Below are 13871 nucleotides of genomic sequence, written 5' to 3'. Positions count from 1 at the left end.
CGGTCCGCCGGCTGCCCTCGCCTACCGGAGGAGTTGTTGTCGCGTGACTGAGCACGTGTGGAGCTACAAGTCGACCTCGGGTCATCTGGCCGGAACCGAATTGACCGGCTACAAGGTCGAGGCGATCGACGGCAGCATCGGGAAGGTGGACAAGCACTCCGACGAGGTCGGTGACGCCTATCTGGTCGTGGACACCGGGGTCTGGATCTTCGGCAAGGAGGTCCTCCTCCCGGCCGGCACCGTGGTGCGGATCGACGTGGACGACCGGAAGATCTTCGTCGACCGGACGAAGGAGCAGATCAAGGACGCTCCCGAGTTCCACAGTGACAAGCACCTCGGGGACCCCGACTACCACCACCAGCTGGGTGCGTACTACGGGCTGGGAGGCCCCTTCGGGGGCCGCATCGTCTGAGTCGTCGCGCGTGACGTTCGTCTGAGGTTCGCGTGTGGCTCGTGTGAGGAGGGTCCGTGCTCGGCGAGCGCGGGCCCTCCTTCACGCCTCCAGCCCGCCCGGGAGGTCCGGGTCCCGACGCGCCACCTGGCGGAGCGCCCGGCCCGTGAGGAGGCGATCACCGGACGGTCTGCGTAGCCTGAGAGCCACTCCAAGGGACGCCTGGGGAGGACGGCAGCACCCTGCCGCCGCCTCGCGAGACGTCCGGGGAGAGCCGCGGAGGTCGTGTGTCGACGTACGAGGATGTCCTGGCCGATCTGCTGGCCCGCTCCCACCTGCTGTCCGGGCGGGACCTCGCCGGCCTCGTTCACGACGCCGGTCGGGGTCTGGGGCTCCAGGGGACAGCCATGTACGTGGCGGACCTGCAGCAGATCCGGCTCGTCGCGCTGCCCCAGCCCGGTGCCACGCGGCCCGAGATGGTCGACGTCGACACGTCACTGGCGGGCCTGGCCTACCGAACGCAGCAGGCGCAGCGGTCCAGGGACGGCAGCACCGCCTGGCTGCCGATGATCGACGGAATCGAACGCCTCGGCGTGCTGATGGTGACGGCGCCCTCGCTGGACGACGCGCTGCTCAAGCGCAGCGAGACGCTCGCCGGTGTGGCAGCCCTGCTCCTGGTGTCGAAGTCGTCCCACAGCGACATACTGGTCGAGGCGGAGCGCATGCGGGCCATGACGGTACAGGCCGAACTGCTGTGGGCCTTCCTGCCGCCGCGGACCATCGGCACGGCGGAGGTGACCTCCTCGGCCGTGCTGGAGCCCGCGTACGACATCGGCGGCGACACCTTCGACCACACCCTGGACGACCGGGGCCTGCACCTCACTGTCATCGACTCCATGGGCCACGACCTCGCCTCGGGCGGAGCCAGTGCCGCCGGGCTGGCCGCCTGCCGCGCGACGCGCCGCTCCGGGGGTTCGCTGACCGACATCGTCACGGCGATCGACCGGATCCTCGAACAGTGGTTCACCGACCGGCTCATGACCGCCGTCGTCGCCCATCTGGACACCGCCGACGGACGGTTGACCTGGATCAACTGCGGACATCCGCCGCCGCTGCTCATCCGTCAAGGAAGGGTTCTGCCGCAGGTACTGGCCCGGGAGCCCGACCTTCCGCTCGGGTGGGGATTCGTCGCCGAATCACCGCCCACCGAGCACTCCCAGCGCCTCCAGCCCGGTGACCGGATCCTCCTCTACAGTGACGGCGTCACCGAGGCCCGCTCGCGCGAAGGGGACCTGTACGGCGAGGAACGGCTGGCCGACACCGTCATCCGCGCCACCGCGGCGGGCGACCCCGCCCCGGAAGCCCTCCGCCGTCTGATCCAGGGCCTGCGGCAGCACCAGGACCACAAGCTGCGCGACGACGCCACCATCCTGCTCACCGAGTGGCACCCGGGCGACCGTGGCACGGAGGCCCGGGGCCGGGCCCGCGATGCCCGCAGCGCACGCGGGTAGGCCCTCAGGCTGCGTCGGCCGCGTCCGCCGCGTCCGGGCGGTCGCCGTGCGCGGGCTCGTCCGCGCGGGGGAAGGTGTCCGGTACGGGACGCAGATGCCGGGGCCGGGCGTGCCGGGGCCGCCCCGAGGGCACCTCCGCCGCGTCCTCGTCCGTCATCCGGTCCTCGAGCCGGTCCATCGCGTAGAGCAGCAGCGCCAGCGTGGGCATCAACAGTATGGCGACGGCGGTCACGGCCTTGCCTCCTCTGCGTGTCCCAGTCGTCCTCTTCCGGTGCGGCTTCCCCGGATGCCGTGCGACGTGCGCCACCGGGGTGAAGATTCTGCGAGGGTCAGGGGGAGTGCCGACCGCCGATTCCCTGGTGGTCGGCCTGCTGGGCGATGGCCCGGCGGGCCGGGTCGGTGAACTCCCGCTCGACCGACTCCTCCAGCAGGCTCGACAGCGTGCGCACCGCGGGGTGCTGCTGCGGTGGGAGGGCGTCGAGCAGGCCGTCGAGCATGGCGCGCAGCCTGCGGCAGATCTGCACGGACGAGCTGCCGTAGTCGATGATCTCGCAGACGGCGAGCTGAAGGTAGTTGTCCCAGTCACGCCCCGGCAGCACGAGCCGGGCTTCCCCCTGACCGTCGGCGAGAACGTAACGACCTGGGAGAGGAGACTTGCCCGCCGTGTGCAGGAACCACTCGATGTAGTTGATCACCTGTACGGCGGTCGTGGGGTCGTTCACCGCCGGGGACAGCGCCCGGATGGCGATGTCGACGAGGACCCGCAGAGCGAAGGCGGGGTCTTGTTCGATGGTGCGCTCGGGCCCGAGGGCGATGAGTCCGGTCACGCGCACGGGGTTCGGTACGGACCTGCCTCCGTGGACCTCGACGAGCACGGTGCCGGGCGGTACGAAGTCTCCGATCAGCCGGGTCACGACGAAGACGCAGTCGTGACGCACCGCCTCCGCGACCAGACCAGTGGGATCCAGGGCCTGGATGGCACCTCCCCGTGCGGAACGGATGCGCATCACAGGACCGCCGGACGGCACGGCTCCGACCTCGGACACGGCTCCGGCTTCCGCTTGAGCTTCCCCTCCTGCTTCCGTTCCTGCTCGGGCTTCGCGTGGCGCCGCGCCCCGGATCGCCTCGGCGCCCCGCGTGAACACGTCCTCTCCCATACGCGCCACCAACTCGGCGATGGCCACCGGCCGCAGACTGTGGGTGAACCGGTTGAGGTAGATGAGCAGAAGCACGAGACTGACGGCCACGGCCGCGCCGGCCAGGGTCACCCCGAGGTCCGGAACCGAGTCGGACTCGATGCTGCGCAGCAACGAGAAGGCGAACGCGAACGTCCCCGTGAAGGTAGCCAGAACCGCCTTCTGCAGCCGGTCCCGGTACCACAGGCGCATGTACCGGGGGGAGAGGGTTCCCGTGGCTTGCTGCACCACCAGCACGCCGATGGTGACGACGAACCCGAGCAACGCCACCATCGCGCCCACGATGGTGGCGAGCACCCCGCTCGCCGTCGTGGCGGAGTAGTGCCAGCCGCTGGGCAGCCAATCGGCGCTGTCGGCGGCGAGGGCGAGTTCGGCGAGAAGGGCGCCGAGGACGAGACCGAGCATCGGAACGATCCACAGGCTTGCCTTGACGTATTGGCGCAGCCTGAATCGGGCGGCCCAGGACGTCATGACACCCACGCCACGCCCCCTTCACCGGAGGAGTCAGGTGCTCTCGAGGCACACGGGACGGCGGGCTCCCCAGGCGGGAGCGCCATCACCTCACGGTAGGGCGATTCCCCCACCCGCGCAGCGGCAGCACCGCCGCCACCTCGGGCGAACCCCTTGTCAGGACGGACCGTCGTCGGCGGCCTAAGCTGAGCGAGTGGCGCCCGGCCCACCTCGTCCGCGGCGTGACGGTGCCCCGAGTGTGGTCGACCGGGGCTGAAAGGGGTCGACGATGGACGAGTTTCCCCTGATCGAGGACCACGGACTGATCGGTGATCTGCAGACGGCGGCCCTCGTGACGACCGATGCCACGATCGACTGGTTCTGTTGTCCGCGGTTCGATTCGCCCAGCGTCTTCGGCGCCCTGCTCGACCGGACCAAGGGTGGCCACTTCACCGTGCGGCCGGCCGCGGGAACGTACACCACCAAACAGCTCTACCATCCGGACACCGCCGTTCTGGTGACCCGTTTCATGACCGAGGCGGGGGCGGGGGAAGTCGTCGACTTCATGCCGGTGACCGGAACGACCGCGACCGACCGGCACCGCATCGTCCGTCTGCTGCGTTGCGTCCGCGGCAGCATGACGTTCGAAGGGGAGATCGCTCCGCGCTTCGACTACGGCCGTAAGCCCCACGAGCTGCACCCCACCGAGCACGGGGCCGTGTTCACCTCGGAGGACCTGAACCTCGCCGTCCACCCCGTCCGTGAGCCGGAGGACGAACGGCTGTTGAACGTCCTCTCGGTCGACGGGAACGACCTGCGCTTCTCCCTGACCCTGCGGGCGGGTCAGCGGCGCGGCCTGATCATGGAATCGTCCCCCGCGGGCCCCCCGCACGAGGTCCGGGTGGAGGAGTTCGATCGGCTCTTCCACGAGACGGTCCACTTCTGGCGCTCCTGGCTGGGACAGTCCACCTACTCCGGCCGCTGGAGGGAGGCGGTGGAACGCTCGGCCGTCACGCTGAAGCTCATGACGTACGCGCCGACCGGCGCCCTGGTCGCCGCCCCCACGACGGGCCTGCCCGAGCAACTGGGCGGAGAGCGCAACTGGGACTACCGGTTCACCTGGATCCGTGACGCCTCGTTCTCGGTGTACGCCCTGTTGGGCATGGGCTTCAAGGAAGAGGCGGCAGCGTTCATCAACTGGCTGCACGACCGGGTGAAGGAGAAGGCCGGGCAGGCGAACAGCTCCGGACCGCTGAACATCATGTACCGGGTCGACGGCTCGGCCGATCTGGTCGAGGAGACCCTCGACCACTGGGAGGGGTACCGAGGCTCCGCCCCGGTCCGTATCGGCAACGGTGCGGCGAACCAGCTCCAGTTGGACATCTACGGTGAGGCGCTCGACAGCATCTACTTCGCGCACGAACACGGCATGCATCTCGACCACGGGGGCTGGACCGCGCTGCACACCCTGCTCGACTGGTTGGTCGACCACTGGGATCAGCCCGGCGAAGGGCTCTGGGAGACACGCGGCGGCCGGAAGGACTTCACCTACGGCCGCGTGATGTCCTGGGTGGCCTTCGACCGTGCTCTCCGGATGGCGTACGACGACGGCCGTCCCGCGGCCGGCGGACGCTGGGTGGAGGCGCGGGACAAGATCTACGAGCAGGTCTTCGACCGGGGGTGGGACACCGGCAAACAGGCCTTCGTGCAGCACTACGGCGACGACGTGCTCGACTCGGCGCTGCTGCGCATGCCGACGGTCGGCTTCATCACGCCGGGCGACCCGAGGTGGAAGTCCACCCTGGACGCGATGGAACGTGAGCTGGTCAGCGACAGCCTCGTCTACCGCTACAACCCCGAGGCGTCCCCCGACGGGCTGCGCGGCTCCGAGGGAACCTTCTCCCTGTGCACGTTCATGTACGTCGACGCCCTGGCACGGGCCGGGCGTACCGACATGGCCAGGCTGGTGCTGGAGAAGATGCTCACGTACGCCAACCACCTGGGCCTCTACTCCGAGGAGATCGACCTGACGGGACGACAACTGGGCAACTTCCCTCAGGCGTTCACGCACCTGGCACTGATCGACGCGGCGATCACCCTGGACTCGATGCTCCGGGAGGAGCGGCGGGACGAGGTCTAGAGCGCGGAGCCGCCCCACGAGTGCTCAGAGCGGGGGAGTGGCCGCCGCCGGCGGCGCGGGCCCGAGGAGGACGAGGGTGTCCCCTTCCTGTGGGGCGCTCTCCCTGGTCTCCGTGACAGGTACGAGCTGGTGGTCGGCCCGCACCACGAAGAGCGTCTCGTGCTCCGGTGGCAGCGGGGCGGCGGCCGGCTGCACCACGAACCGGGCGCCCCGCGCGTAGCGCTCCGCGAGCACATGGCGGACCAGGGAGGTGCCGAAGAGGATGTCGCCGCCGGTGTACGGAGCGACCACGCCGTGGCTGTCGTGCGGGGGACCCACCCGGTAGACGGGCCCGTCCACGTTGTCCTGCATCACGATCGAGGCGAGCGCGTTGAAGTCGTCGTCGTCGGTGGCCAGGAAGACGGCCGTCACGCCCTCCAGACGCGCCCCGGGGTTGATGGCCGTGGCCAGCAGATCGCCCTTGGCCAGTTCGAGCCCCGCTCCCTTGATGCGTTCCCGCTCCTCGTCGAGCCCCGCCCACATCAGCATGTCGAGGCCGGCGGACCGCAGCGCCCTGCCCAGGTCGACGACCCAGGGCTGGCCGCCCACCAGGAGAACGCGCGTGCCCGCCGCCTTGACGACCCCCAGCCGTCTTGCCACCGGCGCCGCCGTCAGCGCGTACAACAGAACGGTTCCGACGATCACCAGGAAGGTCACCGGAAGGATCTTCGACGCCCCGGGCACCCCCCGTTGGACCAGACCGGCGGAGAAGGCCGAGGCCGTGGACGCCGCGACGATGCCGCGTGGGTCCATCCATCCGATGAAGGCGCGCTCCCCCCGTGACAGGTCCGAACGCGCCGCTGCGCCGAAGGCCACGAGGGGGCGGATCACCAGGACGAGGATCGCGATCAGGCCGAGCGCGGGAAGGAGGACCGGCACCACGGACGCCGGGGTGACGGTGGAGGAGATGGAGACGAACAGCAGCCCGATGATCAGCTGGACCAGCGTTTCGAAGAAGGGCCGGCGCGAGGGCATGTCGAAGCCCCGGATGTTGGCGACCGCCAGTCCCGCCACGATCGCGGCGATGAGTCCCGTGTCGTCCCGCACGACGTCGCAGACCGCCGACACGCCGATCACGATGGCGAGCTGCGCCAGCGTGCCGAGGGTCTCGCCGAGCCGGAGGGTGCGCAGGGTGAACCAGAGCAGAGCGGTGCCCACGGCCCCGCCGGCCAGCCCGACGGCCATGCTGAGGAGGAACTGGCCCAGCTGGTAGCCCCGACCGATGTCGATCTGGTGCGACGAGGCGACCGCGTGGAACGTCAGGGCGCCGAGGATGCCGCCGATCGGGTCGGTCAGCGTCCCCTCCCAGATCAGGATGCGCCGCACCTTGTCGCTCGGTCGCACGAAGTCGAGGATCGGCCCCACGACCGTGGGTCCCGACACGACGAGGATCATGCCGAGCATCGCGGCCACGCGCAGGGGCATGTCGAACATCGCCGGTGCCACCGCCCCGGTGACGAGGAAGGTGAGCAGCACGCCGTACACCAGCAGCCTGCCCACGATCCCCCGGGTGTGGTGGGCCAGCTTGCGCAGGTCCAGTCCCAGACCGGCGTCGTAGAGGATCACCGCGACGGACAGCGACACCAGGGCGGAGAACGTCGGCCCAAGCAGCTTGTCCGGATGGATGACGTCCGTCATCGCACCGGCGGCGAACCCGACGGGAAGCAGGATGATCAGGGCGGGGACGCGCAGTCTGCCCGCCAGGATCTGCGAGCCGGTGGCGAGCACCACCGTCAGGGCGAGGCCGAGAAGGATCTCGTCGTCGGTCACTGTGGCTTCCTCCGTCGGGGGCGGGCGAAGGGGACGTCCGGGCGGGACACGAGCGGACGGTCAGCCGTCGTCCACCGCACCGCCACCCGCGGTGCCGCTTCCTCGGCGCAGCTCGGATTCGGTGAGCTCTTCCAGCTCGCCGTGGGTGTCCAGCCAGTAGAGGAGGACGACGGCCGGCACGACGACCACCAGGGCCACCAGGGTGACGATCGCCAGCCACGTGAGCGTGGAGGGCGAACCCGCGGCCTCGGCCACGGTCAGCGAGGTGGGGAGCAGGTAGGGGCGCTGGGCCATGCCCCAGGCGACGACGGCGGACGCGACGACTCCGACCGCCGTGACGCGCACCCACGTTCCCGGCGTCCGCCGGAGCAGCCAGACGGTCGCGAGAGCGGCCACCCCGGCCACGACGACGAAGAACAGCCCCAGACCGCGGGTCAGTCCGTGCCATACGTACGGGGAGTCCTCATGGGTGACGAAACCGGTGACCACGGCCAGGACGGTGAGCACGGCGAGACTGCACAGCGCGCGCCGCCTGAAGTAGCCGACCAGATCGGGCGCGTCGAACCTGCGGGCGTCCCCGCTGAGGAACACCGCGCCGAGGAACGCCGTGGTCGCGATGGCGACCAGTCCGAAGACGAGCGAGGTCGGGCCGGTCCAGACGTCCGCCGAGGCCTCGGTGCCGGGAGCCACGCGTTCCGACGCGACCCCGCCGACGGCCGCACCGAGGAAGAACGGTGTGACGACCGAGGCCGTGGCGAACACGGCGCCGTACAACCGCCGGCCGGCGAGCCGTCGGGAGGGCTTGCGCAGCGCGAATCCGGCGCCACGCAGGACCATGCCCACGACGGCCAGGGCCAGAGGGAGCCACATCGCCGTGAACACGGTCTGGAACAGGACGGGGAACCCGGTCCACATGATGACGAGAACGAAGATCAGCCAGACGTTGTTGACCTCCCATACGGGAGCCATGGCGTGGTCGATGAGCCAGCGGGGACGCCTGCCGCGCTCCGTCCCTCCGGCCGTCAGGTCCCAGAAGCCGGCCCCGTAGTCCGTGCCGCCCGCGCAGGCGTACGCGGTCACGGCCAGGAGCAGCACCACGGCGATGAGGTCGGCGGTCATGGGCCGTCACCCCCGGGTCGTCCGGCTCCGTTGCCGGCGGGCACGTCACCGGCGGGAAGGGAACCCCGCGGCCCGTAGGGGATGTCGGCCTCCGGCGTGTGGAGACCGGTCGCGGCCTGCCGCTCGTCGGCGAGCCGCCAGCGCGTGCGCATCTTCAGCAGGACGACGAGGAACGAGCCGAAGAGGAAGACGTACACGACGATCACCACCCCGAGCATGATCCACAGGGTGGTGGAGCGGGTCGAGGTCACGGCCTCGGCGACGCGCATGTTCTGGTACACGATCCACGGCTGGCGTCCCACCTCGGTGGCGATCCAGCCGCACTCGACGGCCACGACGGAGGCGACACCGGCACAGGCCGCGGAGCGGTAGAACCACTTCGAGGCGGGCAGCCGGCGGTGCCGCAGCCAGACGAGCCCGTACCAGAGGGCGAGCAGCACCAGGACGGACCCGATGAGGGCCATGAGGTCGAAGGCCCAGTGGGCGATGGTCGCCTGAGTCACCGTGGGACGCTGGTCCGCCGGGACGGAGGTCAGCCCCCTCACCTCGGTGTTCGCACTGAATCCGGCCAGCATCGAGTCCAGGAGCGGGATCTTGATGCCGCCCGAGACGGTGCCGTCCTCGTTCAGCCTCCCGAAGAGGTACTCCGGCACACGGGTGTCTGTCTTCCAGACGATCTCCAGCGCGGCGAACTTCACCGGCTGCTTGTGGAAGACCGACCGCGCGATGAAGTCGCCGAGGAAGAACTGCACCGGTGCGGCGACAGCGGCGATGGTGAACGGGACGGCGAAGCCGAGTCGGTGGTAGTGGTCCCGGCGGCCGCGCAGCCAGCCCATCGCGTAGACACCGGACACCATGAAGCCCGCGGTGAGGATCATCGCCACGACGAAGTGCCAGTACTGCGGTCCGAACATCGGCGTGAAGATGGCCTTCCAGACGTTCACGTCGACGGGGTTGCCCTCGGAGTCGAGCGAGAAGCCCTGGGGGGTGTTCATCCAGGAGTTGGCCGCCAGGATGCCGAACGCCCCGAGCAGCGCGGCGAATGGCAGGGGCAGCCCGAGGAGGAAGTGCGTCCGCGGCTTCAGCCGCCGCCATCCGTACAGGTAGATGGCGATGAGCACGGCTTCGAGGAAGAACGCCCAGGCCTCGACGCCGAACCCGACCCCGAAGACATCACCCCACCGCCCCATCAGTCCCGGCCACAACAGGCCGAACTCGAACGACAGCACCGTGCCCGTGACGATGCCGAGCGCGAACTGGACCGCCATGACAGCCGACCAGCGCCGTGCCAGGAGCAGTGCCGTGGCGTCCTTGCGGCGCAGTCCGCGGTAGTGCATCACCAGGGTGATGAAGGGGAAGGCCACGCCGAGGGGTACCAGGATGATGTGGGAGGCCAGGGTGAAGGCCATGAGCTCCCGGGCGGGCAGGAGTTGCGCCGGGGCATCCGCCAGCAGGTGGAGCGAGGTGGGCATACGCGCCTTCGCCGTTCGTGGATGTGCAGGGCCGGGAGGGGGTCATCCGCCGGTGGCGAATCCGGGGAAGAGCGTCATGCCGCCGTCGACGTACAGGGTGGTTCCCACCACGTAGTCCATGAGGTCGGAGGCGAGGGCGACCACCGCGTAGGCGATGTCGTCGGGGTCACCGATCCGCTTGTACGGGATGAGCTTCAGCAGGTCCTCCCGGGCCTCGGCCGTCTCCCACGCCGCGCGGTTGATCGGCGTCTTGATCGCGCCCGGGGCGACCGCGTTCACCCGGATCTTCTCCGGCGCGAGCTCCTGGGCCAGGGTCTCCATCATCATCTGCACGCCGCCCTTGGAGGACGCGTAGTTGACGTGACCCGCCCAGGGGATGAGCTGGTGCACCGAACTCATACAGATGATCTTCCCGGCGGACCGGGACACGTCGGGGACCACGCCCCGGCGACGGAACTCCTTGGCGGCCTCCCGCGCGCACAGGAACTGGCCGGTGAGATTGACGTCGAGGACCTTCTGCCACTGGGCGAGGGTCATCTCCGTGAACGGAGCGTCCCGCTGCAGTCCCGCGTTGGCCACGAGGATGTCGATGGTGCCGAACTCCTGGACCATCCGGTCCATCATGGCGACGACCTGGTCCTCCTGGGACACGTCCGCCTGGTACGCCGACGCGCGCACCCCGAACGAGGCGATCTCCTCGACGACCTTCTCCGCGGCCTCGGGGTCCGCCACGTAGTTGACGACCACGTCGGCGCCAGCCCGGCCCAGGCCGATCGCCGTGGCCTTGCCGATGCCCGAATTGGCGCCGGTGACCAGAGCCTTCTGGCCGCGCAGCAAACGCGCCGGGATCACACCCTGCGGTGCTTCCACGCTGGAATCCATGCCGTCCTGCCTCCTCGCTGCGCGGATGCGCCGGGCCCGGCGTCGGGCTCGGCCGGGCACCGTCACGCAACCACCCGGTGAGGCGGTCGGCATGTCCTCGGAATCGGCTTTAGGCCGTTGGGTCCAGCATCTTCGTCCGGACGGATGAGCGGCCGACGTCGTTCTGCACCCGGCCGACGTCGTTCCGCACCCGGCCGGGCGCCGCTCGCGACCCGGCCGGGCGTCTTCTCACCCCAGCCGGTCCACGAGGTGGTCGCCGACCCGGAGGGCATTGGCGATGGCCGTCAAGGACGGATTGACCGCGCCGATGCTTGGGAAGAAGCTCGTGTCGACGACGTACAGGTTGTCGAGATCGTGGGCCTTGCAGTTCACGTCGAGCGCGGAGGCGGCGGGATCGGTGCCGAAGCGCACGGTGCCCGCCTGGTGCGCCGTCGCTCCGATGGGCATGCCCTTGTGCAGGTAGATGCTGTGGGACAGCAGATGGTGCTCGTGCATGCCCAAGTGGCCCAGCATTCCCTGCAGTTTGTGCCGCAGGCGCCTCAGGCCCTCCACGTTGTTCGTCTCGTCGAGAGCGAGCCGGATCCGCGCGTCGCCGTCGAGGGTGACCCGGTTGTCCGCCAGCGGCAGGTCCTCACCGCACAGCCAGAAGTCGACGGCGTGATGTGCCAGCACCTCGAACGGCATGTCGGGTGCCACCGCACCGGCCCACCGGGGGGCCTCGCCGTGGATCTGCTCGGCGTCCGACTTGCCCAGCATCTGGATGCCGCCCAGGGGGAAGTCCCAGTCGTCCGCACCGAGATACCAGTCGTTCAGGGCCAGGGTCTTCTGGAACTGGGTGTCGTTGGGCTCCTTCGACACCGCCATCAGGGCCAGGTTGTTGTGCCGCATGTAGAACCGGCCGACCACGTCGGAGCTGTTCGCGAGACCACGCGGATGGTGCTCGTTCGCCGAGGCCAGCAGCAGCGCCGCGGAGTTGACCGCCCCGCAGGAGACGACGACCACGTCGGCCGTGAACCGGACCTCCGAGCCGTCGGGGAGCCGGCCGACGACCGCGCTGACCCTGCGCCCACGGGCGTCGGTCTCCAGGCGCACCACCTGTGTGTCCGTGACCATCTCGACGTTGGCGTGTTGCAGAGCCGGCTCGACGCAGATCACCTCGGCGTCGGACTTGCCGCGTACCAGACACGGAAAGCCGTCGACCCGGTTGCACCGGATGCAGACACTGGAGTGGGTGGGCCGGCCCCCGTTCTCCTGGCTCAGATTGACGCCGATCGGCAGATGGAACGGGTGCAGGCCACGCTTCTCGAGGTCGTCGCTCAGCTGCTGGATGCGCGGCTCGTGCTCCACGGGCGGATGGGCGTACTGCGCGCTCACGGGCCCTTCACCGGGATCCTCGCCGTGCCGTCCGTGGACGAGGTAGAGGTGCTCGGCCCGCGTGTAGTACGGCTCCAGATCCTCGTACCGGATCGGCCAGGCGGGAGAGATGCCGCCGTGATGGCGGAGCTCGCCGAAGTCCTCGGGGCGCAGCCGGAAGAGGGCGGCTCCGTAGAACTTGGTGTTTCCGCCGACGTAGTAGTTGACCTCGGGCGGGAACTCGGTGCCGTTCTTGTCGAGCCAGAACTCCGGGGCTCGGTACTTGCCCTTGACGAAGACGGCCGTCGAGTCCCAGTTGTCGCGCTCACGCGGGAGGTAGCCGCCGCGTTCGACGAGGAGCACACGCTTGCCCGTGGGGGCGAGGCGATGGGCGAGGGTCCCTCCGCCGGCACCGGTACCGATGATGATGACGTCGTAGTGAGGGGTGTCGCCCACGGCGACCACCGTCCTTGGGGTCATGGCCCCGACCGGGTGTCAGGCACCGGGCGCCCCCCTGGGCGAGAGTCCCAAGAGGTCCCACCTCCCTCGAACGTAGCCGCCTTCCCCGTGGTCGGCGACCCGAGCGGGCCGGCCGGTGGGCGCCCCGGTCCGCGACCCCGCTGCCCCGGTCACAGCACCGCGATCGGGTTCACGGGCGACCCCGTGGCTCCGGGCAGCCGCAGGGGGGCGACCACACAGAGGAAACTCCAGCGGCCGGCCCCCGCGCAGGCCGCGCCCAGGTCCTCGAACCGCAGATAGTCCATGAGGTGGATGCCCATGGCGTGGATGGCCAGGACGTGTACGGGGAAGGGCATGTCCTGCACGGCGCTGGGCGCGGTGTCGTTGTTGCCGTCTCCGCCGAGGACCGAGATCTCGCGTTCGGCCAGGAACTCGACGGCGGTCGGATGAAGCCCCACCCGTGCCTCGGCCGCGTTCCACGGCCCGCGTTCGGTGCGCCGAAGACGGTGCCCCACCCGGACGAACAGCAGGTCTCCCGGGCCGACGCGGACGCCCTGCGCGGCCTCGGCAGCCGTCAGATCGCCCGAGGTGACGTGGTCGCCCGGTTCGAGCCAGGGCACCCCGCGCAGCCGTGGGATGTCCAGCAGGACACCCCGGCCGACGATGCCGGCCGCGAGCAGGTCCACGGAGAGCCTCCGGGCACCCTCGGCCGTCACGGTGCTCGCGGGCACACCGCCGTAGAGTTCTCCGTCGAACAGGACATGGCAGAGCGCGTCGAGATGGCTGTCCGCGTCCCCGTGCACGTTCATGGCGAAGCGGTCCGTGGCGAAGTGCAGCGCGTCCGAGCCGATGTCGTCCGGGCTCGGTCCGGTCATCCTGTGCACCGCCGGCTCGGGGTCGTCGAGGCCCGGCACTGTGTCGATGGGAGCCGCCAGCGAGACCGTACGTCCGCTGCGGACCTCCGCGGCGGCCGCCGCCACCCGCTCGGGAGTGAGATGGCGCAGCGCGCCGCACCGGCCTTCCACCGCCGGAGGCGATGCCCGGCTCCGCAGTCGCTCGTAGAGCACCCGGAAGTCGTGCGCGCTCATC

11 protein-coding genes are annotated in these 13871 nt (G+C 70.0%); 3 read left to right on the top strand and 8 right to left on the bottom strand.

Features of this window, described 5'->3' with window-relative positions; genetic code table 11:
* The first annotated feature begins 43 nt into the window (after positions 1-43).
* On the top strand, positions 44-412 hold the full coding sequence (locus tag ACZ3OF_RS24485) for a PRC-barrel domain-containing protein (protein WP_361674274.1): 369 nt from the start codon (positions 44-46) through the stop codon (positions 410-412).
* A 266-nt stretch (positions 413-678) separates the two neighbouring features.
* Positions 679-1902, top strand: a complete 1224-nt coding sequence (locus tag ACZ3OF_RS24480; protein ID WP_361674276.1) for a PP2C family protein-serine/threonine phosphatase — start codon at positions 679-681, stop codon at positions 1900-1902.
* A 4-nt stretch (positions 1903-1906) separates the two neighbouring features.
* Here ACZ3OF_RS24480 and ACZ3OF_RS24475 read toward each other — a convergent pair whose 3' ends face one another.
* Positions 1907-2134: a hypothetical protein gene (locus tag ACZ3OF_RS24475; protein WP_361674278.1), complete on the bottom strand. Its 228-nt coding sequence runs from the start codon at positions 2132-2134 to the stop codon at positions 1907-1909.
* Between the two features lie 97 nt (positions 2135-2231).
* Positions 2232-3569 (bottom strand): DUF2254 domain-containing protein, encoded by a 1338-nt coding sequence (locus ACZ3OF_RS24470; RefSeq protein WP_467307012.1) that lies wholly within the window; start codon positions 3567-3569, stop codon positions 2232-2234.
* A 268-nt stretch (positions 3570-3837) separates the two neighbouring features.
* On the opposite strand from ACZ3OF_RS24470, the gene ACZ3OF_RS24465 reads away from it, so the two are divergent.
* On the top strand, positions 3838-5688 hold the full coding sequence (locus tag ACZ3OF_RS24465; protein WP_467306766.1) for a glycoside hydrolase family 15 protein: 1851 nt from the start codon (positions 3838-3840) through the stop codon (positions 5686-5688).
* Between the two features lie 24 nt (positions 5689-5712).
* On the opposite strand, the gene ACZ3OF_RS24460 is transcribed toward ACZ3OF_RS24465, so the two are convergent.
* The 6 genes from ACZ3OF_RS24460 to ACZ3OF_RS24435 form a co-directional block, all read right to left on the bottom strand.
* Positions 5713-7497 carry a cation:proton antiporter gene (locus ACZ3OF_RS24460; protein WP_467306764.1) on the bottom strand — a complete coding sequence of 595 codons (1785 nt, stop codon included), beginning with the start codon at positions 7495-7497 and terminating at the stop codon, positions 5713-5715.
* 60 nt (positions 7498-7557) lie between these two features.
* Positions 7558-8616, bottom strand: a complete 1059-nt coding sequence (locus tag ACZ3OF_RS24455) for a cytochrome d ubiquinol oxidase subunit II (protein ID WP_361674284.1) — start codon at positions 8614-8616, stop codon at positions 7558-7560.
* Positions 8613-10088 carry a cytochrome ubiquinol oxidase subunit I gene (locus ACZ3OF_RS24450; protein WP_361674286.1) on the bottom strand — a complete coding sequence of 492 codons (1476 nt, stop codon included), beginning with the start codon at positions 10086-10088 and terminating at the stop codon, positions 8613-8615. Before ACZ3OF_RS24450 ends, ACZ3OF_RS24455 begins: the two co-directional genes overlap by 4 nt.
* Before the next feature lie 42 nt (positions 10089-10130).
* Positions 10131-10970, bottom strand: a complete 840-nt coding sequence (locus tag ACZ3OF_RS24445) for an SDR family oxidoreductase (RefSeq protein WP_467306761.1) — start codon at positions 10968-10970, stop codon at positions 10131-10133.
* Between the two features lie 228 nt (positions 10971-11198).
* On the bottom strand, positions 11199-12803 hold the full coding sequence (locus tag ACZ3OF_RS24440; RefSeq protein ID WP_467306759.1) for a GMC oxidoreductase: 1605 nt from the start codon (positions 12801-12803) through the stop codon (positions 11199-11201).
* A gap of 149 nt (positions 12804-12952) precedes the next feature.
* Positions 12953-13870, bottom strand: a complete 918-nt coding sequence (locus ACZ3OF_RS24435) for a cyclase family protein (RefSeq protein ID WP_361674350.1) — start codon at positions 13868-13870, stop codon at positions 12953-12955.
* Position 13871 lies beyond the last annotated feature (1 nt).

It is taken from the genome of Streptomyces sp. NPDC022552 (assembly GCF_055561875.1).
This window is presented reverse-complemented; position numbering and strand designations above follow the sequence as displayed.